The 23262-nt window shown below is 44.8% G+C and carries 19 protein-coding genes; 10 read left to right on the forward strand and 9 right to left on the reverse strand.

The features are described from left to right. Positions 1–191: 191 nt before the first annotated feature. The 3 genes from ettA (at position 192) to OW495_RS06385 (ending at position 3377) form a co-directional block, all read left to right on the forward strand. Positions 192–1859, forward strand: coding sequence for an energy-dependent translational throttle protein EttA (gene ettA / locus OW495_RS06375; protein ID WP_017110510.1), 1668 nt, complete (start codon positions 192–194; stop codon positions 1857–1859). 90 nt (positions 1860–1949) lie between these two features. Then, positions 1950–2318 carry a PilZ domain-containing protein gene (locus tag OW495_RS06380; RefSeq protein ID WP_029222460.1) on the forward strand — a complete coding sequence of 123 codons (369 nt, stop codon included), beginning with the start codon at positions 1950–1952 and terminating at the stop codon, positions 2316–2318. A gap of 48 nt (positions 2319–2366) precedes the next feature. After that, positions 2367–3377: a M23 family metallopeptidase gene (locus OW495_RS06385; RefSeq protein WP_017110509.1), complete on the forward strand. Its 1011-nt coding sequence runs from the start codon at positions 2367–2369 to the stop codon at positions 3375–3377. Between the two features lie 142 nt (positions 3378–3519). Here OW495_RS06385 and tyrA read toward each other — a convergent pair whose 3' ends face one another. The 4 genes from tyrA to OW495_RS06405 form a co-directional block, all read right to left on the reverse strand. Beyond that, positions 3520–4647 (reverse strand): bifunctional chorismate mutase/prephenate dehydrogenase, encoded by a 1128-nt coding sequence (gene tyrA / locus OW495_RS06390; protein WP_102513269.1) that lies wholly within the window; start codon positions 4645–4647, stop codon positions 3520–3522. A gap of 117 nt (positions 4648–4764) precedes the next feature. Continuing rightward, entirely contained in the window at positions 4765–5838 is a 1074-nt protein-coding gene (locus OW495_RS06395; protein WP_102513268.1) for a 3-deoxy-7-phosphoheptulonate synthase, read from the reverse strand. A gap of 246 nt (positions 5839–6084) precedes the next feature. Then, the gene (gene nagZ, locus OW495_RS06400; protein ID WP_102513267.1) at positions 6085–7074 is read right to left on the reverse strand and encodes a beta-N-acetylhexosaminidase; all 990 of its coding nucleotides are present in this window, start codon (positions 7072–7074) and stop codon (positions 6085–6087) included. Positions 7075–7085: 11 nt separating this feature from the next. Beyond that, entirely contained in the window at positions 7086–7934 is an 849-nt protein-coding gene (locus OW495_RS06405; RefSeq protein ID WP_017077734.1) for a MurR/RpiR family transcriptional regulator, read from the reverse strand. Positions 7935–8175: 241 nt separating this feature from the next. On the opposite strand from OW495_RS06405, the gene OW495_RS06410 reads away from it, so the two are divergent. The 4 genes from OW495_RS06410 to murQ are packed head-to-tail and all read left to right on the forward strand — an operon-like array spanning position 8176 to position 12731. Beyond that, positions 8176–9768, forward strand: coding sequence for a sodium:solute symporter (locus OW495_RS06410; RefSeq protein WP_289885650.1), 1593 nt, complete (start codon positions 8176–8178; stop codon positions 9766–9768). Positions 9769–9771: 3 nt separating this feature from the next. Beyond that, positions 9772–10653 carry a BadF/BadG/BcrA/BcrD ATPase family protein gene (locus OW495_RS06415; RefSeq protein ID WP_102513265.1) on the forward strand — a complete coding sequence of 294 codons (882 nt, stop codon included), beginning with the start codon at positions 9772–9774 and terminating at the stop codon, positions 10651–10653. Beyond that, a complete protein-coding gene (locus OW495_RS06420) occupies positions 10653–11765 on the forward strand; it encodes an anhydro-N-acetylmuramic acid kinase (protein WP_102513264.1) in 1113 nt (370 codons plus the stop codon). The genes OW495_RS06415 and OW495_RS06420 overlap by 1 nt, the downstream gene beginning before the upstream one ends. Before the next feature lie 45 nt (positions 11766–11810). Beyond that, entirely contained in the window at positions 11811–12731 is a 921-nt protein-coding gene (gene murQ / locus OW495_RS06425; protein WP_076670747.1) for an N-acetylmuramic acid 6-phosphate etherase, read from the forward strand. A 155-nt stretch (positions 12732–12886) separates the two neighbouring features. Here murQ and OW495_RS06430 read toward each other — a convergent pair whose 3' ends face one another. After that, complete coding sequence (locus OW495_RS06430; RefSeq protein WP_099167404.1) at positions 12887–13237, reverse strand: DUF2799 domain-containing protein; 351 nt, start codon at positions 13235–13237, stop codon at positions 12887–12889. Positions 13238–13571: 334 nt separating this feature from the next. On the opposite strand from OW495_RS06430, the gene OW495_RS06435 reads away from it, so the two are divergent. The 3 genes from OW495_RS06435 to btsR all read left to right on the forward strand — a co-directional run bounded on the left by OW495_RS06435 (position 13572) and on the right by btsR (position 17846). Next, positions 13572–15065: a carbon starvation protein A gene (locus OW495_RS06435; RefSeq protein WP_019820541.1), complete on the forward strand. Its 1494-nt coding sequence runs from the start codon at positions 13572–13574 to the stop codon at positions 15063–15065. A 273-nt stretch (positions 15066–15338) separates the two neighbouring features. After that, a complete protein-coding gene (locus OW495_RS06440) occupies positions 15339–17009 on the forward strand; it encodes a sensor histidine kinase (protein WP_102513262.1) in 1671 nt (556 codons plus the stop codon). A gap of 105 nt (positions 17010–17114) precedes the next feature. Then, positions 17115–17846: a two-component system response regulator BtsR gene (gene btsR, locus OW495_RS06445; RefSeq protein WP_017106772.1), complete on the forward strand. Its 732-nt coding sequence runs from the start codon at positions 17115–17117 to the stop codon at positions 17844–17846. Between the two features lie 124 nt (positions 17847–17970). Here btsR and ispH read toward each other — a convergent pair whose 3' ends face one another. The 4 genes from ispH to ileS all read right to left on the reverse strand — a co-directional run bounded on the left by ispH (position 17971) and on the right by ileS (position 23221). Next, entirely contained in the window at positions 17971–18927 is a 957-nt protein-coding gene (gene ispH / locus OW495_RS06450) for a 4-hydroxy-3-methylbut-2-enyl diphosphate reductase (RefSeq protein ID WP_029222310.1), read from the reverse strand. Between the two features lie 147 nt (positions 18928–19074). Then, entirely contained in the window at positions 19075–19506 is a 432-nt protein-coding gene (gene fkpB, locus OW495_RS06455) for an FKBP-type peptidyl-prolyl cis-trans isomerase (RefSeq protein ID WP_017080268.1), read from the reverse strand. Positions 19507–19700: 194 nt separating this feature from the next. Then, positions 19701–20201, reverse strand: coding sequence for a signal peptidase II (lspA, locus tag OW495_RS06460; RefSeq protein WP_004735054.1), 501 nt, complete (start codon positions 20199–20201; stop codon positions 19701–19703). A 161-nt stretch (positions 20202–20362) separates the two neighbouring features. Beyond that, positions 20363–23221, reverse strand: a complete 2859-nt coding sequence (gene ileS, locus OW495_RS06465; RefSeq protein ID WP_102513261.1) for an isoleucine--tRNA ligase — start codon at positions 23219–23221, stop codon at positions 20363–20365. Positions 23222–23262: the final 41 nt, after the last annotated feature.

The following is a 23262-nucleotide window of genomic DNA, read 5'->3' on the forward strand; positions in this document are numbered from 1 at the left end:
TTTGAGTGTAAATATTATTAATATTTAACACTTCGCCTCAGAAGCCTATTAAATATAGTTTTAATGACCAATGTGACAATAATAAGTAAGGATTAGTTCAAGAATGGCTTTTCTGTCCTAGGAGTAACATCTTTGGGGATATTGGTATAAAATGGCAGACAATTTTGAACAATAATTAGGATCGATCGGCAATGGCTGAATACGTATATACCATGTCTCGGGTGAGCAAAACTGTTCCACCTAAGCGTCAAATTCTTAAAGACATTTCTCTTAGCTTTTTTCCTGGCGCTAAAATCGGTGTTTTGGGTCTAAATGGTTCAGGTAAATCTACCCTACTACGTATCATGGCTGGTATTGATACTGATATTGATGGTGAAGCTCGTGCACAGCAAGGCCTTAAAGTCGGTTACCTACCGCAAGAGCCTGTACTAGACGAATCAAAAACAGTGCGTGAAATCGTAGAAGAAGCGGTTTCTGATGTTGCAGACGCACTTAAGCGTATCGATGCTGTTTACGCAGCTTACGCTGAACCCGATGCAGATTTCGATGCTCTTGCTAAAGAGCAAGGCGAGCTTGAAGCACTTATCCAAGCTAAAGATGGCCACAACCTAGAAACAGCTCTAGAGCGTGCTGCTGATGCACTTCGTCTTCCTGAGTGGGATGCGAAAATCGAATTCCTATCAGGTGGTGAACGTCGTCGTGTTGCGATCTGTCGTCTACTTCTAGAAAAGCCAGACATGCTGCTTCTTGATGAACCAACCAACCACTTGGATGCAGAATCAGTGGCTTGGCTTGAGCACTTCCTTGTTGATTACAGCGGTACTGTTGTGGCAATTACCCACGACCGTTACTTCCTAGACAACGCTGCTGGCTGGATTCTAGAACTTGACCGTGGTGAAGGTATTCCATGGGAAGGTAACTACACATCTTGGCTAGAACAGAAAGATGAGCGTCTGAAGCAAGAGAAATCAGGCGAAAGCGCACGTCAAAAGACTATCGAGAAAGAACTTGAATGGGTTCGTCAGAATCCTAAAGGCCGTCAGGCTAAATCTAAAGCTCGTATGGCTCGTTTTGAAGAACTAACGACTGGCCAATACCAGAAGCGTAACGAAACCAACGAACTGTTCATCCCGCCAGGTGAGCGTTTAGGTGACAAGGTACTTGAAGTTAAGAACCTAACTAAGTCATTTGGTGACCGTGTTCTTATCGACGACCTATCGTTCAGCATGCCTAAAGGCGCTATCGTCGGTATCGTTGGTGCCAACGGTGCGGGTAAATCAACACTATTCAAAATGCTAAGCGGCGCAGAACAGCCAGATTCAGGCACAGTTGAATTAGGCGAAACGGTTAAGCTTGCTTCTGTTGATCAGTTCCGTGACAGCATGGATGACACAAAAACAGTATTCCAAGAGATCTCTGAAGGCGCTGATATCATTAAGATCAACAACTTCGAAATCCCTGCTCGTGCATACTGCTCTCGCTTCAACTTCAAAGGCAACGACCAACAGAAAATCATCGGTCAGCTTTCTGGTGGTGAACGTAACCGTGTTCACCTAGCAAAACTGCTAAAAGCGGGCGGTAACGTACTGCTACTCGATGAGCCAACCAATGACCTTGATGTCGAAACTCTGCGTGCACTTGAAGAAGCGCTGCTTGAGTTCCCTGGTTGTGCAATGGTTATCTCGCATGACCGTTGGTTCCTTGACCGTATTGCGACCCATATCTTAGACTACCGTGATGAAGGTCAAGTTAACTTCTACGAAGGTAACTATACTGAGTACACAGAGTGGCTGAAGAAGACTCTGGGCGCACAAGCGGCTGAACCGCACCGTATCAAGTACAAGCGTATTACTAAGTAAATTAGCTTGTATTTTGAACAAAGGCCGCGATAATAGCGGCCTTTGATATATCTGGCTTACTATTTACCTATTGATATAGAGAAATTACCTATGCTTGAAAGACGTCAATTTTCACGAGTTATTTATCAAGTCCCGACTGAGATCTCACAAGGACAAGTAAATGTATCAGGCTCAGTGCAAGACTTATCTCTCCATGGTTTACTCATTCAATGTGATAAATGGCAGCAACTCAGCCACGATGCTCCTGTTCAAGTCAGCTTTAAGCTCACCAACAGTGATATCAATATTCAGTTAGAAGCAACGATAGTCTCTACCATCAATACCTCAATGCGTTTACGCATAGAGCATTTAGATATTGATAGTATTAGCCACCTTAAGCGCCTTATTGAGCTTAATGTCGGCGACGATGAACTGCTTTATAGAGAGATTGAACACCTTACCGATTTAGGTCAGGAATAATATCTCCATTACCTTTTTCTATTAGAAGCATTTAATTAATACAGAACCATGTCTAAAAAAATTTCCATTACTATTCCCTCTAACAATGGGGAACAGACGTTTTACTTCGGCCGAAAAGCCGTGCTCATGTGTACCACTGCAATTTTTTCAGTGCCGCTGTTAATTGGCGGAGCTGCCTACATGCACTTCGAAGGTAAACAAGAGCTCGCAATGCAAGCGGGCGATGCACAACAGTTGATTGAAACGCTGATTGTTGAAAAAGAGCAAACCGAGTTTCTTTACGCTGAGCAGGTAGAAACCAATCACTCGTTATCGCAAACACTCACCGAGAAAGAAGGCACCATTCAACTGCTTGGTAAGCGTGTATTCGATGTGGAATCAGTACTTGGCCTTGCCGATGAAGAGCTGCTTACCGATGATGTTTCTTTAGAAGATCGCATTGATGCTGCGGCGGTAGATTCAGCAGTAAGAGCCACAATGTTTCGCTTGATTCCAAACGACAGTCCTATGGCTTATCAACGTATCTCTTCTTCTTATGGTAGCCGCACTAACCCTATTTCAGGTAAGCGCCATGTACATACTGGTATCGACCTGACGTGTAAGCGTGGTGAAGATATTGTCGCGCCCGCAGATGGAGTCATTGAAACGGTACGCCCAAGTAAAAAAGGCTTCGGTAACTTTATTACTATGCGTCACTCGTTCGGCTTCATGAGTTCTTACGCGCACCTACAAAAATTCAAAGTTCGCAGCGGTCAGTTTGTTAGTAAAGGGGATGTGATCGCGAGTTGTGGTAACTCAGGTAACTCAACCGGACCACACCTGCATTATGAAGTACGCTTCCTTGGTCGTTCATTGAACCCTCAATACTTGATGGATTGGACACCGGAAAACTTCAACTACGTGTTCGAGAAAGAGAAAAAGGTTAAATGGGGTCCACTGGTTCAACTGATTGATAATGTGGTTCGCTTGCAGATCAACCTGACTAACGTGCCTTACATTAGCTCGACCATCGACACCGTATCGAGTGAAGAGAGCAAAAAGCCTATCACGACTAACTAGTTGTTGGTTATTAGGAGATGTTGGTTTGGCTTATGATGATCTAATTGCTTTTAGACTACTGTAGGCCAAATGCTTTCATAGCGTTCAGCACAAACAAAAAGAGCGACCACTTGGTCGCTCTTTTTATAATTTCAAACCAAGGTTAACCTCGGTGAATCGAGTCATGTGCTTGTTTTAAAAGATTTTGGCTCTCTTGCAAGAACTGCTGTGAGTAGTCACCAAACCAATCACTGACTTGATTAAAGCTATCAACAAACTTGGCTTTATCTTTCCCATCCAAGATTTCTAATGCTTCGCCGAAACGACTATGGAAACGTCGAATCATCTCAATATTCTCATCCGAAGAAAGAATGATATCACCGTATAAGTTCGGGTCTTGAGCAAACAGACGGCCAACCATCGCAATCTCCAGTCGGTAGATTGGCGAACTTAGCTTCAGAAGCTGATCAATGTTCGGGTTCTCTTTACTCAGATGCAAGCCGTAAGCAAAAGAAGTGAAGTGACGAAGTGCTTGAATCAGAGTCATGCCGTGATCGTGTTCCGCAGCATCCATCTGGCAAAGGCTCGCGCCCCAAATACCAAATTGATTCAGCAACCATTGGTAGCTTTCAGAACTACGTCCATCACTGTAAACAATCACTTGTTTCGCAAGGCTTGGAACATCAGGACCAAACATTGGGTGCAATCCAACCACTGGACCTTGGTGCATGTTCATCATAGCTTGTAGAGGCTTTGATTTAATCGACGTCAAATCACAAAGAATACAATCGCTTGGTAGGTTACCCAGCTTCGCAATCACACCTTCCGTCAGGTGAATTGGAACCGTTACAACCACAAGGCCAGCATTATCTAAGATCTCATCAGCTTTATCCCAATCTTGGCTGCCAAGGATTTTCACTTCGTAGCCAGAAAGCTTGAACATACGGCCAAACAGACCGCCAAGTTGACCATTACCACCAACGATAACCACTGAACGCAACTCTGGGTTAAGACACTTAAAACCAGAATCTTTTTCACTGGCATAAGACTCACGCATAGTACGACGCAAAATATCTTCGATTAACTGTGGCGGAACCCCTATTTTCTCGGCTTCTTGACGACGAGATGCCAACATCGCGGCTTCACGTTCCGGTACATAAATAGGTAAACCATGTTCACTTTTTACTTCGCCGACTTTCTCTACTAGAGCCAATCGTTGAGCCAGTAAATCCAACATTTGTTTATCGACAGCATCGATTTGGTCGCGTAATTCGTTCAGTTCAACGGCCATTTTATTCCTTACTAATCTATAAGCCCGTACTAATCTAAAAGCCCGCATTGACGCAGGTTCGTTAGCGACAGATCTTAAAATGCCCCATTAGATGAGGCACTTAAATTTAAACTCTGACTAACCTTTTAGGCGGTTCTCTAAAAACGGGACTAATTCCGTATGTGCATGCTGCAATAGTGCCTCAGTTGACTCCCAATTGATACACGCGTCGGTAATAGAAACGCCGTATTTCATCTCATTTAGAGGAATATCTGACGGCTGATTACCTTCGTTAATGTGGCTCTCAATCATCAGGCCAATAATCGATTTATTACCTTCACGCACTTGGTGGATAACGTCTTCAGCAACCAACGGTTGACGGCGGAAATCTTTACGAGAGTTTGCGTGGCTGCAATCAACCATCAACGCAGCTTCTAAACCAGATTTACCCAGCTCTTGCTCACATTCGTGTACAGATACTGAATCGTAGTTCGTTTGCTTACCACCACGTAAAATCACGTGACCGTTTGGGTTACCCTGAGTAGTTAGCAGTGCAACCTCACCTTCGCGGCTGATACCCATGAAACGGTGGCTAGAAGAAGCTGCCTGCATCGCATTAATTGCAGTACCTAAGTTACCGTCTGTACCATTCTTAAAGCCGATTGGCATTGAAAGGCCACTTGCCATTTCACGGTGAGTTTGAGATTCAGTCGTACGTGCGCCAATCGCAGCCCAGCTGAATGTATCTGCTAGGTATTGTGGGCTGATTGGGTCTAGTGCTTCTGTCGCTAGTGGGATTTCCATCTCAGCTAACTCAACTAAAAGCTCACGACCTACATGCAGACCATGCTCAATATCAAACGTACCATCTAGATGTGGGTCATTGATTAAACCTTTCCAACCAACCGTGGTACGAGGCTTTTCAAAGTAAACACGCATAACAATATACAGTTGGTCGCTCAGTTCTTCAGAAAGTGCTTTGAGGCGTTTTGCGTACTCTTTCGCCGCTTCTAGATCGTGAATAGAACATGGACCACACACGATTAGCATACGGTGATCTTTCTTATGAATGATATTCGCAATCGTTTCACGAGACTCTTGAATAAAACGACGAGCATTATCGCTCAAAGGTAATTTCGCTTTTAACTCCTCTGGAGTAATCAGTACCTGTTCGTCGATGATATTGACATTGCTTAATTCACTTTTTTGCATAACTCAACCTGTATATTTATTTTTACACCCAACATTTTCATTTGGGCTAACAATCTTTAAAAACACAATAACAGCTACAAAAACGATTGCAAGTGTAAACAATAAAAAACATTTGATGTAAATTTTAATTTACACTTCATCTTTAGTTCGTTCTGAGGCACAAATAGGCCTAAACCACGCCAAGCACATACAAAAAAGGCGATATCTTTAATATCGCCTTCTTAAAACTTATAGAGTGTTTATTTATCACCCAGCGTTTAACATTCGCTTAATTTGCTCTGAGGCCTCTTTCCATCGGCTATCCGAGTGAAGCGTCGGTAAATCAAAGCTGTGCTTTTTAAGCAATGAGTTGGCTAAAGGCACCTCTTGAATCGCTAAGTGATCAAGAGCCTCAATTTGTGCATCTCGTTTATTACACATCAACACCATGTCGCAACCTGCATTCAGAGCAGCCTTCGCTCTGTCGGCTGGCCCACCCATAATTGCAGCGCCTTCCATCGTTAAGTCATCAGAAAATACCAAGCCTTTGAATCCAAGCTGCTGCTTCAATACTTTCTGTAGCCAATACTCAGAGCCACTCGCTGGCTGATCATCATAGTGAGAAAAAACCACGTGCGCAGGCATCATCGCATCTAATATTCCAGATTCAATTTGAGCCTTGAAGATCGCCATGTCAGTTTCAAAGATATCGTCTCTAGGATCGTAAGGCGTTTCAAGGTGCGAATCAGCAATCACGCCGCCATGTCCAGGGAAGTGCTTTCCTGTTGTCGCCATTCCAACCGATTTCATGCCCTTAATAAAAGCACTGCTGTGGCGAACGATGGTATCAATATCTTCACCAAACGCTCGGCTACCAATCGCTTTACAGTCGTGGCCTTTGTCTAAAACAGGCGCAAAGCTCAGATCGATATCATGGGCAATCAACTCCGCTGCCATCAACCAACCCGCTTGTTCTGCTAATTGTTCGCCATTATTCTTGGTCGCAAATTCTTGAGCTGCTGGGATAATTGAAAAACCGTCACGGAAGCGTTGAACTCGGCCACCTTCTTGGTCAACACCGATTAAAATAGGACGTTTTGCAACTTTACGAATCTCTTTATTTAGCGCCGATAACTGTTTGCTATCGTGGTAGTTTCTAGCAAATAAAATGAGACCACCAACGGTTGGGTGCTCTAAAATTTCTCTGTCTTCAGCTGTTAGCTCATAGCCCGCAACATCTACCCACAACGGTCCCATACAATATCCTTTTATTGCTTAAATTCTGCTACTGCAGATTTACTTTGTTCAATTAATTGGTCGGCTTGCTCTTCCTGCTGAGTTAACGCAATGAACAACAAGTCAGTAATAAAAAGTTGGCTATCACGAGCAGTTATAGATGAACTGCGAATATGATTTTCGTCGGCTGCTGATATCAACTTAATGTCAGCGTATTTGTCTAAAGCAGAAGGTGATAACTGACTAATCACTATCACCTTGGCCTTTTTCGATCTGGCTAGCTGAGCAACCTTCACCACTTCTCTGGTGTTTCCAGAATAAGAAATCGCAATCAACACATCATTTTCAGAAAGAGAAGCGGCATTGGCAATTTGAATATGGGCATCCTGCTCTGCATTGGCAGCATGGCCTATTTTCATCAGCTTATAAGCAAGATCTTTCGCCACCAAAGATGAAGCGCCTACACCTGAGATCTGCACCTTACGTGCAAGATGCAAAATATCTGCGGCATGGTTTAGCTGCTCACCTTCGTTTAATAACACAGTGCGCTCAAGCGATTGTGTTTTGCTTGCAAGAAGTTTGTCCATCACCATATCAGGTGGATCTTTACGAGTGATAGTGCCATGTATGCCACGTTGAGATACGGGCTGATAAGTCATGTCGCTTTGGTAGAGTTTGACCTTCATTTCTGAAAACCCTTTATAACCAAGCTTCTGACTAAACTTCACTATCGTTGACTGGCTCACCCCGACGGCTTTGGCCAACTCGGGAGAAGATAGTTGCTTCACCTGTTGTGGGTGATCAAGAACATATCGCGCCACCAGCGCATCAGATGGAGACAGCTTGGGTAACAGCGCTTTTACTTTCGCAATGCCTTTCACTAAATGCCCTTCCCTCTGCCAGTTCTTCGATATCATAACGAATTTTGTATTTTCATTGGAATAATTATTCCTTCGAATCCTCTCATATGGAATAGCTAACACAGCCTTCTGGGAGCATGGTCAAAGAAAAGCATTGGTCACTATTCCACCAAGGAATAGATTTTGAAACTCGTTATTCAAACTGACATTCTGAAAAAATAATTATAAGTACCCTCTACCCTATTCATGCTACGGAGCTGCTATGAATTCATTATTTACCTCACTGGACTGGGCCGTATTTGCGATATATTTCGCCATTATTGCTTTTACAGGTTGGCACTTCAGCCGAACAAAAATAACGAGCACTAAGGACTACTTTTTAGGTGGTAATTCGATGTCAATGTGGGTCGTGGCTATCTCGGTGCTCGCGACATCACAATCTGCTGCGACGTTCTTAGGCGGGCCAGAATCTAGCTACCGTGGTGACTTAACCTACTTAGCGACCAACATTGGTGGCATTATTGGCGCCATCTTCGTTGCCTTGGTACTTATCCCTCGCTTCTACCAAAACAAAGTCTCAACCGTTTATGAGCTACTGAAAATGCGCTTTGGCGAGAAAACCAAACAACGTGCAGGCGTGATGTATTTAGTCGGCCGAGTGTTTGCTTCAGGTGCTCGCCTCTACATGGCAGCGATTGCGGTCTCCATGATTCTGTTTACCGATATTGACCCTAGCAGTGTGGTGACTTCAGTTGTTATTTTAGTGGCTGTCGGTCTTGCTTATACCTACATGGGTGGCATTCGTTCCGTCATCTGGAGTGACCTAATTCAACTTGTGGTTTATGTCGGCGCTGCTATTGCCGTCATCATCTACTTACTGGGACAAATTCCAGCCGACTTCAGCCAAATAGCTCAAGTACTCGCAAACCCTGGCGAAGGCCAATCTTCTAAGCTGACCTTACTCGATTTCACTCTCGACTTTAGCCCTGCTGGCACCTTTAGTTTCTGGGCATGTATCACTGGCTTTGTCCTATTAAACATCGGGGCATTTGGCCTTGATCAAGACATGACGCAACGTGTGTTGACCTGTAAAGATGCCAAGCAAGGTTCAAAGGCGATGATCAACTCAATCATCTTCTCTATTCCAGTAGTGCTCGTATTTATGTCTATTGGTCTACTGCTGTATGTCTTCTATCAAAGACCTGAGCTAATGGGTGTGGAAGGCAAAGAAGTCGTGCAAAACTTTAATGGTGAAAACGTCACGATCTTCATGTATTACGTGTTGAATGAAATGCCTGCGGGCCTTCGTGGCTTAGTGACTGTTGGTGTGGTTGCAGCAGCGCTTTCAACGTTAAACTCCGGCTTAAACTCTATGTCTTCGGTTGCGGTACAAGATATTTACAAGCCTTGGTTAGAAGCTCGTAAAGGAGAGCAAGATGACTTCCATTACGTGAAAGCTGGACGCGTTGGTATGGCTGTAGCAGCAGCCGCTCTGGGTAGTATGGGCATCTTGTGTTATTACTGGCAGCAATACACCGACATGCCACTGTTATCATTTGCACTGAGTGTAATGGTGTTTGCCTACACAGGTTTACTGGGCGTGTACTTCACTGCAATCTTTACTGAACGTGGCAACGAAACCTCGGTTGCTCTAGCCCTTATCGCCGGTTTCTTAACGACATTGCTGATGCAAGCTTACGTGTGGGATAGCGTGATGGGCGTGATTAACGCTGACTGGGTTGGTGTTCGATTGGCTTTCCCTTATCAATTATGCATTGGCACCTTGGTCTCGTTGGTTGTCTGTCTAGCAGGTAAAAAGCAGACTCAAGAAGTCAACAAGCTACAAACGGTCTAGTGAATGATTACACACACTTTGGCAGTCGATGGCGGCGGAACAAAAACCGCCGTCAGGCTTAAGAAAATAGAGCCCACATCAATAGTGATTGAGGAGTTCATTTTACCGGCGACTTCATTAACCCTATACGGTGAAGCTGCGGTGACTCAACTCACTCATTATATTGATGAAATTCTAGCGACAAACCAGATAATACCGAAACAATGTTATATTGTGTTGGGTGTCGCGGGAGCGGGTAATACGCAGTTAAAGTCCAAGTTAAAGTCCGCTTTAGCGCATTGTCCTCACCTGTACATCACAACCGATGCAGAAGCATCAGTATTTGGCGCCAATGCAGGACAAGGCGTAAATTGTATCGCGATAGGAACGGGGTCAGTTGCCATCCAATTAGACTCTCTACATGAGACCCTGCAATTTGGCGGATGGGGATTTCCAATTGGCGACCAAGGCGGTGGCGCTTGGCTTGGCTTTCGAGCGGTTCAACAAACCCTCGCCGAGTTCGACAGTCAGGATTCATCTTTGACTCGCGATTTAGTTATTAAGAAAGTCGGCAACAAACGTAGCCAAATCTTAGAATGGATTAGCCAAGCGAACGCGACTGATTATGCTCAGTTTGCAAGAGCTCTGGTCGACATTGAATCGCAATGTTCAACAGCAAAAGCGATTATAGAACAAGGCACAACTCAAATAGAGCAGCTCACTCAGGCTTGTTCTAGTAACAACACGCTACCTATTATGTTCTTGGGTAGCTTAGGTCAGTTCTATCGTGAGCGTCTCTCACTAGCGATTCAAGATCGTAGTTTACATGTTCAAGGTAACGCTCTGGATGGCGCAGAAGTATTGGCTAACCAGAAGATTAATCAGCTCAACTTAGGAGACTCGTAATGAAGTCAGAGTTATACATTGGTGTGATGTCGGGAACGAGTATGGACGGCGTTGATACGGCCTTAGTTTCGATAGAAGACACTGGTATCATATTGCTCGCTCATGATGAGTTCCCTATGCCAGATGATATTAAAGCGCGTTTACTTGAAGTTTGTATTGGTCAGAAAACCGATTTGATTGCCATTGGCGAACTAGACCACCAGCTTGGTCATCTATTTGCTGATGCGGTTTTGCAACTTCTCGATAAGTCAGGTACGCCTGCATCTTCTGTGACTGCGATTGGTAACCATGGCCAAACAGTATTCCACCAGCCAACCGGTGATTCGCCATTTACCATGCAATTGGGTGACGCCAATATCATTGCCGCTAAAACACAGATTCAAACAGTCGCTGATTTCAGACGTAAAGACATGGCGCTTGGCGGGCAAGGTGCACCATTAGTACCTGCGTTTCACCATACGATTTTTCACCCGCGAGACAGCTCGGTTGTGGTGTTGAACATTGGTGGAATCTCGAATATTTCAGTGCTGCGCCCGAATCAGCCTACTCTTGGTTATGATACTGGCCCGGGCAATATGTTGATGGACGCTTGGGTAAATAAACACATGGGTGAGAAGTTTGACCGTGATGCGCTGTTCGCTCTCAAAGGCCAACTAAATCAGGCCTTACTCGAACAGCTGTTGAACGAATCTTATCTATCTCAAATACCACCAAAAAGCACTGGCAGAGAGCTGTTTAATCTACCGTGGCTAGAGCAACAATTAACAGAATTTAAAGACCTTGCAGCAGAAGATGTTCAGTACACTCTTTGTGAATACACCGCATTGACGATAGCCAATGAAGTGGAAACTTATCGCTTGGGTAACCAACCTGCACTGTATGTGTGTGGCGGTGGTACGAGAAATCCATTGTTGATGAAGAGACTGTCTGAACTGCTTCCTAGCTGGGAGGTTGAGTCAACCACCAGTAAAGGCGTTGATGCCGATTATATGGAAGCCATGGCCTTTGCGTGGCTTGCTCAACGTCATGTTCATCAACTGCCAAGCAATTTACCAGAAGTGACTGGCGCAAGCAGATCGGCCTCTCTAGGCGTTCTCTATCGTGCTGACTAAACAATTTTAGAACCATCATTTTAGAATCACCATTTAAGGATCATTATGAGTAACGACGCTCTCATATCAGCGCTCTCGCACCTCGTTTCGGAGGGGAGAAACCCTGACACTATGGATATTGATCTACTCACCTCTCTCGAAGTGGTTGAAAAGATTAACCAACAAGACAAACAAGTCCCACTGGCGATCGAAGCCGAATTACCACAGATCGCGAAAGCGGTTGATAAGATCGCTCACGCCTTTCAAAACGGTGGCCGACTGATCTACATGGGCGCAGGCACCAGTGGCCGATTAGGGGTTTTAGATGCCTCAGAGTGCCCTCCGACTTTCGGTGTTTCAGACAAAATGGTTATCGGCTTAATCGCTGGCGGACCAGAAGCGATTTTAAAAGCCAAAGAGGGAGCGGAAGATTCGCTGACTCTCGGTATTGAAGACCTAAAAGCTATTCAATTTACAGAAAATGATGTCGTGGTAGGCATTGCAGCCAGTGGCCGTACACCTTACGTGATTGGTGCGCTCAACTATGCCAATCAGATTGGTGCAGTGACGGTTGCGCTGTCTTGTAACCCTGGCTCTCCAATTGCTGAGATTGCTCAAATCGCAATTAGCCCAGTGGTTGGCCCAGAAGCCTTAACGGGATCAACTCGTTTAAAATCAGGGACAGCACAAAAACTGGTACTTAATATGCTCACCACTGCGAGCATGATTCGTATTGGTAAGAGCTATCAGAACTTGATGGTCGACGTAAAAGCGACCAATGAGAAGTTGGTTGCCCGCGCTGCGCGTATCGTTATCCAAGCGACAGAGTGTGACAAAGCACTGGCAGTGTCGACACTTAAAACGACTGATTACGATGTGAAGTTATCTATTTTGATGATTCTAACAGGGCTAGATTTTGAATCGGCCAAAGCTCAGCTTGATCAACAACACGGCTTCTTAAGAAAAGCGGTAGAGAATAATCAATAAACCGACAGTTAAACTGTCATATTGATTAAGCGTTCTTGATTAGGCGTTATACAAAAAACCAGTACACATGAGGTACTGGTTTTTTATTTAGCTAGATGTTTTTTATTTAGCTAGTTTTTTTATTTAACGAAATCAAGAATTAACCGCAAGCCGGATTAATAGTCGTTCGAGAACTCATCCCAGCCACGTTGCCATTCCATACGGAAACGTTGAGCGTCTTCCGTACCAGAACACACACCTTCATACACCTGACCAGACAAACCAATCTGATAAGCATGGTTAGGATTACAGAACTCTGTCACACCTAAATGATAACCTTCTGTATAACTGGCTTGATCAACGGCACCAAGCTCAGTCATCTCTGAATACGAACGCTGAGTATTGCCCTTGATACCATCACGGTAACCGATCTCTTGCCAGTTACCTTCTGCTGCTAAATCTTGAACATTAGCGCTGCATCCTGCAAGGCTAAATGCCACGGCGAATAGTGTTATTATTTTTTTCATTTCAATCCTTTATATTGTTACTTCACCACTTCCTGACGAAGCGTTGCCTTTGTGGTGATTCTCCGCTGAACACTGGCTGATGTCCACTTATGTCTGTTATCTGCCACTGATATCTATTGGTTACCGCTTAAAGCTGATAAGTCACCACTTGCCAGAAGTAAGACTCTTCTCAACACGAATAACCAACCGCTCTGTAAACGTATCAAACCACTCAATCAGTTATAACACCACTTAATTGGCTATTCGACCACTCACTCCAGTAGCGGAAGTTTCTTCTCATCGACTCCTTTAATATACACCCTGACTTAATTAATACATTCAGGGATAACAAATTATGATGTGGTTTCTTACCTGCGTCGCAGCACTCATTGGTGGCTACTTTATTTACGGTGCCTTTATCGAGAAGATCTTCGGTATCAATGAAAAGCGTCAAACACCTGCTCATACCAAGCAAGACGGCGTGGACTACGTTCCAATGTCGACGCCAAAGGTTTACCTAGTTCAGCTGCTTAACATTGCAGGTGTTGGTCCAATCTTCGGCCCTATCATGGGTGCCCTTTACGGCCCAGCAGCAATGCTTTGGATTGTACTAGGTTGTATCTTCGCAGGTGCAGTACACGACTACTTCTCAGGTATGTTATCTATCCGTAATGGCGGTGCTTCGGTTCCAACCATCACTGGACGTTACCTAGGCAATGGCGCAAAACACTTTATGAACATCTTTGCCATTGTTCTACTGCTTCTAGTTGGTGTGGTATTCGTATCAGCTCCGGCAGGCATGATCACTAACCTAGTAAACGACCAAACTGATTTTGCGATGTCTGCAACAACGATGGTTGTTATCATCTTTGCTTACTACATCATCGCAACGATTGTCCCTGTCGATAAAATCATTGGTCGCTTCTACCCACTGTTCGGTGCACTGCTTATCTTTATGTCTGTTGGCCTAATCACTGCGATTGGTCTATCTGACGAGCACCAAATCATGGGTGGCTTCGAGATGAAAGACATGTTCACCAACATGAACCCGAATGACCTACCACTTTGGCCTGCTCTATTCATCACTATCGCATGTGGTGCTATTTCTGGCTTCCACGCAACTCAGTCTCCTTTGATGGCGCGTTGTATGGAAAACGAGAAGAACGGTCGCTTCGTATTCTACGGTGCAATGATTGGTGAAGGCATCATCGCTCTAATCTGGTGTGCACTTGCTCTATCATTCTTCGGTTCAGTTGAGTCTTTGTCTGACGCGATTGCAAACGGTGGCCCAGGTAACGTGGTATACAGCGCTTCATTTGGCCTACTGGGTGTATTTGGCGGTATCCTTGCTTTCCTTGGCGTGGTTATCCTACCTATCACTTCTGGTGACACAGCATTCCGTTCAAGCCGCCTTATCCTTGCTGAATACTTCAACATGGAACAGAAAACACTGCGCAACCGCCTACTGATGGCTCTACCGCTATTTGTTCTTGGTGGCATCCTGACTCAAGTAGATTTCGGTATTATCTGGCGCTACTTCGGCTTTGCTAACCAATCAACAGCAGTAATGATGCTGTGGACGGCTTCAGCTTACCTACTTCGCCACAACAAACTGCACTGGGTAACAACGGTTCCAGCTATCTTCATGACGTCTGTGTGTATCACATTCATTCTGAACAACAGCCAACTAGGTTTTGGTCTGCCTATGCAAATCTCAACAATCGTAGGTGTGGTTTCATCTCTACTAATTACGGCTTACGTTATCAAGATTTCTAAAGGCAAAGGTGATATCGACCTGGCTGATGACGAGCAAGATCAAGAGCCAAAACCAGTGACTAAAACAGCCTAGTTCTTTTAGGCTCTTTGGAAAAAGAGACCAATCTTCATAGAAAGAGACAAAAGAACAGCCAAGCACAACTTCGCTTGCTCCCGTAATCACCCAGTGATTCGTGGAAATTAAGACTAAAGCCCGTCCACTGTGATGGGCTTTGTTATTTCTAAATATTAGTTTCTCGACCTTGGGAAACCAAAGTCATTCAATATAAGCCATGAAAAGACAAGCAAAGCTACCGTTACCAAGCAATGAGCTTTACACTTAACAAGCGTCTCAATAGGTGAAAATATGGAACTCATTCTCTCTCTGCTGCAACAAACCTGTGTCTACTTAGTGATTGCTTACATGCTAAGTAAAACCCCATTGATCCTCCCTTTGTTGAGCATCTCTTCGCGCTTAAGTCATAAAATCAGCTGCTACGTTCTGTTTTCCCTATTCTGTATTATGGGCACCTATTTTGGCTTACAGATCAATGATGCCATCGCCAACACGCGTGCGATGGGAGCGGTTATGGGTGGCCTATTTGGTGGTCCGGTTGTCGGCTTTGCGGTCGGCTTTACTGGCGGTATCCATCGTTACTCTTTGGGTGGATTCACCGATCTAGCTTGTGCGATTTCAACCACAGCTGAAGGCTTGATTGGCGGCCTATTACACGTTTACCTAGTGAGAAAGAACAAAGCCAGCCAACTGTTTAATCCTCTGGTGGTTTTCTCTGTAACCCTGTTTGCCGAAATCATTCAGATGATCATCTTGCTTGCCGTCGCGAAACCGTTCGAGCAATCTTATGCTCTGGTTTCTGATATTGCCGCACCAATGATCATCGCAAACTCTGTGGGTGCAGCGCTGTTCATGAGTATCATCCAAGACAGGAAAACCATCTTCGAAAAATACTCTGCGACCTTCTCTCGACGCGCATTAACCATTGCCGAACGTTCGGTGGGTATTCTGCATGGTGGGTTTAATTCCGATAACGCACAAAAAATCGTACGTATCGTTTACGAAGAGACCAATGTTGGTGCGGTGGCGATTACTGACCGAGAAAAAATCCTCGCTTTTGTCGGCATTGGCGATGAACACCACATACCTAACACTCCGATTTCATCGCAAAGCACGCTGACCTCGATGGAACAGAACGACATCATCTACCTCGATGGCAAAGAGAACCCGTACCAATGTTCTCTATCGCAAGATTGTAAATTGGGTTCTGCGCTGATTATTCCACTTCGCGCGGGTAACGAAGTGGTCGGTACCATCAAGCTGTATGAGCCAAAGCTAAAGCTGTTCTCGACCATCAACATGTCGATGGGTGAAGGTATCGCTCAGCTATTGTCGAGTCAGATCCTATTCAGTAACTATCAGCAGCAACAAACACTGCTCACCCAAGCTGAAATCAAACTGCTGCACGCTCAAGTTAACCCTCACTTCTTGTTTAATGCACTCAACACCATCAGTGCCGTTACACGTCGTGACCCTGATAAAGCACGAGAGCTTATTCAGCATCTGTCTCACTTCTTTAGAAGTAACCTGAAACAGAACATCAATACCGTGAAACTCAAAGACGAGCTGGCACACGTCAATGCGTACCTAACTATTGAAAAAGCACGTTTTACTGACCGATTAGAAGTGGAATGGGATATCGACCCACAACTGTATGAGTCGCGACTGCCGAGCTTTACCCTGCAACCACTGGTTGAAAACGCCATCAAGCATGGTATTTCAAACATGTTAGAAGGCGGCAAAGTGAAGATCTATAGCGAGGCTTTCGAGGGTGGATTCAAGTTAATCGTTGAAGACAATGCTGGTAATTATCAGAAGCCATCTCCAGATCACGTTGGATTAGGTATGGAAATTGTTGATAAACGACTCACTAATTTCTTTGGACAAGATTCAGCACTAAAAATAGAATCTCAACCACAGCAATTTACTCGAATGAGCTTTATCATACCTATACTAAAATAAAGGTATTTTCGGAGACGAATCGTTCCGAGTTGAAACATTTAGAAGCAGATATTTAAAAGATAAGCGTGAATCAAGCAGGGATAGAACCAAGATGAAGATTGTAGGATGTTAAAGGCATTAGTTGTCGATGATGAGCTTTTTGCTCGCGAAGAGCTGATTGAGCTACTGACTGAAACTGGTGAAGTAGAAATCATTGGCCAAGCGAGTAACGCGATCGAAGGACTGAAACAGATCAACCTACTCAAGCCGGATGTAGTGTATTTGGATATCCAAATGCCGCAGGTTACCGGGATTGAACTGTTAAGCATGCTTGACCCAGACACCATGCCTTACGTAGTGTTCGTCACCGCCTACGACCAATATGCGATTCAAGCTTTTGAAGACAATGCCTTTGATTACCTACTCAAACCGGTTGAACCTTGTCGATTAAACAAGAGTGTTTGTCGTCTGAATAAGGTCATCAAGCAGAACCAGAAAGCGCCAGAGCAGAACATCTCCGCTATTGCTCCTTGTCACTTAGAGCAAATCCCGTGTATCGGTCACAACCGCATTGTGATCATGGCAAGCCAAACGGTCGAGTGTGCTTATTCAGATATCAGTGGGGTGCATGTTCGTAGCTCATCACAAACGGCAACCTCACAGTTAACCCTGAAGATCCTAGAAGAAAAGACCGATTTGATCCGCTGTCATCGCCAATATTTGATCAACATAAAATCGATCCAAGAGATCAAATTGTTAGAAAACGGATTAGCAGAGATCATCACACTGACTGGCTTTGAAGTGCCTGTCAGTCGTCGTTACTTAAAGACTTTAAAAGAGCAACTTGGTCTCCAGTAACCCTTTAGAAACTCGACAACCTATTCCAAAGCGCGATCAAAAAAGCCAACGCATTAACGTTGGCTTCCTGCGGTTTACAAATCAATAGTGTTCACAAATCGATGGTGTCTCCAATCAATAGAGATTAATCGACTTGCTTAATCTGCAGCTCTTTTGGTACTTCGAAGAACATGTTCTCTTCACGACCTTGAATCTCTTCAACTTCGGTTGCACCTAGCTCACGAATACGATCTAAGATTTGGTTTACTAGCTCTTCAGGCGCTGAAGCACCCGCTGTCACACCAATTTTCTTTTTGCCTTCAACCCATTCTGTTTGAATGTCTTCAGGGCAATCGGTTAGGTAACCTGGTGTGCCTAGCTTTTCAGCCAGCTCTTTCAAACGTGTTGAATTCGATGAGTTCTTAGAACCAACAACAATCACAACATCGACATCACCGGCCATCTCACGAATTGCGTCTTGACGGTTTTGTGTTGCGTAGCAAATATCATCTTTACGTGGCCCTTGGATCTCAGGGAACACGCGACGTAACTCTTCAATCACATCTGCGGTTTCATCAACTGACAACGTGGTTTGGCTAACGTAATGCAGGTTACTTGGATCATTCACCACTAGGTTCTGTACATCCTCTGGTTTCTCAACCAAGTACATACCACCAGTTTGGCTAGCGTACTGACCCATGGTGCCTTCCACTTCTGGGTGACCCGCGTGACCAATCAGAACCACTTCCATATGCTTGCGGCTCGCACGAGCAACTTCCATATGTACTTTGGTTACCAATGGGCATGTTGCATCAAATACCGTGAGTTCACGCTCTTTCGCTTCTTTACGAACCGCTTGAGAAACACCGTGAGCAGAGAAGATCACGATGTTGTCGTCTGGCACTTCACTCAGTTCTTCGACAAAAATAGCACCACGCTGCTTGAGCCCCTCAACAACAAAGCGGTTGTGCACCACTTCATGGCGAACATAGATCGGTGGCTGATACATTTCCAGTGCGCGTTCTACGATGCTGATCGCACGATCGACACCAGCACAAAAGCCACGAGGGTTAGCTAACATTATTTTCATTTCATTGCTCATCATTTACCGCGGTACTAAGGTTGTTTCTATAGAGTTCGCTGTCAGCGAGGTTCGCATTCTACAGTGAAGCGCCTAGACAGTGAAGCTCTGGGTGACATCACAGCTGTAAGGCTATCTTGTTCTAGCGTGAAGACAGCTATTCTATCGTTATTCCACCGCTAAGATGTTGACGTCAAACGTAACGTCTTGGCCTGCTAATGGGTGATTAAAATCAACGGTCACTGAATCACCTGCAATATCAGTGATAATACCCGGGATCTCCATACCGTCAGGGCCAGAGAACGCCATGATAGTACCGACTTCAACATCAGTACCACCAGCAAACTTCGCTTTATCCATGTGGTGGATATGGTCTGGGTTAGGCATACCAAACGCATCTTGTGCTTTCAGTTCGATAGATTTTTCCGTCCCAGCTTCAAGCCCAAGCAAACACGCTTCGAAATTTTCGCTTAGGCTACCATCACCCATAACGAACTTAGCGGGCTTGCCCATATTTTCGGTGCTATCGGCAACTGAACCATCCTTCATTTTAATCGTAAAATGTAGAGTTACTGCTGAATCATTTTTAATTGCTGCCACGTTACTTTCCTTAGATTTCTTTATTATTTGAGGACGCATTGTGCTTTGCTTCCTTATTGACTGAAGCATAAAAAAAAGCGCCGTCGGAATCAACCGACAGCGCTTAGGGCTATTCTATTCTGTGAGTCATAGACTGACTTTAGAGCAATCTATTTCAAAGCGATTTACTTAATACTCATTAATGCTTGAGTAGCCTATTTACTTTCATCTTTCTTGCGGAAGCCATCCAAGATGATCATCGCAGCACCGATACAGATTCCCATATCAGCCAAGTTGAATGCAGGCCAATGGTAAGTACCCCAGTAGAAGTCTAGGTAATCAACCACAAAACCATGTACAACACGGTCGAACACGTTACCTACCGCGCCACCAATGATGATCGCATAAGCAATGTTATTCCACTTTTCTGCAGCAGGTAGTTTACTCATCCAGTATGTCAGCATACCCGTTACCGCAAATGCGATACCCGTAAATAACCAACGCTGCCAGCCGCTCTGATCGCTCAGAAAGCTAAATGCCGCACCATAGTTATGAACATACAAAAAGTTAAAGAATGGCAACACCTCAATACGGTTTGCCCAGCCATAACCCATGTTGTCCATGACAAAGAGTTTGATGCCGATATCAGCAAGGAACACCAGCAAAGCCAGCCATAACCAACGAACACCAGATTGTTTTAACGAAACTTCACTCATTTCTATTCCTAGTATCTACTCAGTCAAATCATCTCATTATCCACTATCAAGAATGAATACGAGAAGTCAGCTTGGTTAAACACATTTCCTATAATTAAAAATAACCCCAGTTGATACTGGGGCTATGATTTTTACAAAAAGTTCAGTCTTTCTCTGAGTCGTTATGCGAACTTACGCACTTCGCCTTCACCGTCGATGTTCGACACACAACGACCACAAATTTTCTCGTGACCTTCAATTGTGCCTACATCTGGAGTGTGGTGCCAGCAACGGTCACACTTCTCAGCTTCAGTTGCTGCAACTTCAACGTATAGACCTTCAACGTCTGTCGCTTGAGCTGTATCAGACTTATCGCTCAGTGGCTTAACAACAGCAGCAGAAGTGATAAGTACGAAACGTAGCTCATCTTCTAGCTTGTTGATTTTAGCCGCTAGTGCATCGTCAGCGTATAGAGTAACTTCAGCCTGCAGTGCACCACCGATTGTTTTCTCTTTACGAGCATCTTCAAGAAGCTTGTTCACTGCGCCACGAACTGACTGGATTTCAGTCCAGAATTCGTTGCTTAGCTCTTCGTCGTCAGCAAGACCAAATAGGCCTTCGAACCACTCGCCTGTGAATACAAACGTGTCGCGCTCGCCAGGCATCTCGTTCCAGATTTCATCTGCAGTGAACGACATGATAGGAGCCATCCAACGAACGAGAGCTTCTACGATGTAGTAAAGTGCCGTTTGACAGCTACGTTGAGCATGGCTGCCCTGTTTCGCTGTGTACTGACGGTCTTTAATTACGTCTAGGTAGAAAGAACCCATTTCGATAGAACAGAACTGCATTAGACGTTGAGTTACACCGTGAGTGTTGTACTCACCGTATGCTTTAACGATCTCTTCTTGTGCAGCTTGAGCACGGCCAACAGCCCAGCGATCAAGTGCTACCATTTCTTCAGCAGGAACTAGATCCGTTTCAGGGTTGAAACCGTTCAAGTTCGCTAGGAAGAAACGAGCCGTGTTACGAATACGACGGTAAGCATCAGCAGAACGCTTAAGGATCTCGTCAGAAACCGCAACTTCGTTAGTGTAATCCGTAGAAGCAACCCATAGACGTAGAATATCTGCGCCTAGCTTGTTCGTTACATCTTTAGGAGCAACAACGTTACCGATAGATTTAGACATCTTACGGCCGTTACCATCAACCACGAAACCGTGCGTTAGCACTTGCTTGTATGGTGCTTCGTCTTTCATCGCGATAGATGAAATCAAAGAAGACTGGAACCAGCCACGGTGTTGGTCAGAACCTTCAAGGTAAAGATCAGCACTGTGCGTTCTTTCTTCATTCGGGAAGTTGTACTCTTCACGAGAATCCACAACAGAGAAGTGAGTTACACCTGAGTCGAACCATACATCTAGCGTATCAAGTACTTTCTCGTACTTGTCAGCGTCTTCAGCACCCATCAGTTCAGCAGCATCTACATCCCACCAAGCTTGAATGCCTTTTTCTTCCACAAGCTTCGCTACTTTTTCAATAAGAGCTGGGCTATCTGGGTGAAGTTCTGATGTTTCTTTATGAACGAACAGAGCAATTGGCACACCCCAAGTACGTTGACGAGAGATACACCACTCAGGGCGACCTTCGATCATACCTTCGATACGGCTTTGACCCCATTCTGGCATCCATTCAACACTCTTCGTTGACTCTAGTGCTTTTGCACGTAGGCCAGCTTGATCCATAGAGATGAACCATTGTGGTGTTGCACGGAAGATGATTGGAGTTTTGTGTCTCCAACAATGTGGGTAGCTGTGCTCGTAAGCGTGGTGATGCAATAGTGCACCTTTCTCTTTTAGAACGTCTAAAACAGAATCGTTCGCTTTGAATACATGCTGACCAGCAAAAAGCTCAGTGTCTGGCAGGTAAACGCCGTTAGAGCCTACTGGGTTAGCGATTTCTAGGTTGTATTTCTTACCAACCACGAAATCCTCTTGACCGTGACCAGGAGCGGTATGAACCACACCAGTACCAGAGTCAGTTGTTACGTGATCGCCAAGAACAGCAGGAACCGTAAAGTTATAGAACGGGTGGTTGAACTGAGAAAGCTCAAGATCAGCACCAGTCGCAAAACCAAGGTTATGGAAACGCTCGATACCCGCACGATCCATTACGTCTTTTGCTAGTTCAGAAGCAACAATAATACGTTGAGCAGGCTGTTCGCCATTCGCTTCAACTTGGATCAATACGTATTCAAGATCATCACGTAGACATACTGCGCGGTTAGCAGGCAGAGTCCATGGTGTTGTCGTCCAGATAACGATAGAGATCTCGCCTTGACCAGCGTGGCCTTCCGCTAGAGTAAATTTCTCTAGTAGAGTCGCTTCGTCAGCTGCAGAAAATTTCACATCGATAGATGGAGAAACTTTATCTTTGTATTCAACTTCAGCTTCAGCCAGAGCAGAACCACAGTCAGTACACCAGTGAACAGGTTTGAAACCTTTTAGTAGGTGACCTTTGTCTGCGATTTTACCTAGAGAACGAATGATGTTCGCTTCTGTGCCGAAATCCATAGTGCGGTAAGGTTTGTCCCACTCGCCCATGATACCAAGACGTTTGAAGCTCTCTTTCTGACCTTCAACTTGACCCGCAGCGTACTTACGACACTCTTCGCGGAATTCAGCAGCCGAAATCTTCTGACCAGGCTTACCTTTCTTCTTCTCAACCATCAACTCGATTGGAAGACCGTGACAGTCCCAACCAGGGATGTACGGTGCATCAAAACCAGAAAGGGTCTTAGATTTGATAATAATGTCTTTAAGAATCTTGTTCAGCGCGTGGCCAATGTGAATGTCGCCGTTCGCGTATGGAGGGCCGTCATGCAGCACGAAAGATTTTTTACCTTTCTTTGCCTTACGGATTTCACCGTAAAGGTCTTCTTTGTACCAACGCTTAAGCATTTCTGGTTCACGATTTGCCAGATTGCCACGCATTGGGAACCCTGTTTCTGGTAAGTTCAGGGTATCTTTATAATCACTCATCGATTCTTAATTCCGTTATATTGGGCGAAGTTAGACATTAT

Source organism: Vibrio sp. 14N.309.X.WAT.E.F5, from assembly GCF_030397615.1.
In the GTDB taxonomy this organism is placed as follows: domain Bacteria; phylum Pseudomonadota; class Gammaproteobacteria; order Enterobacterales; family Vibrionaceae; genus Vibrio; species Vibrio lentus.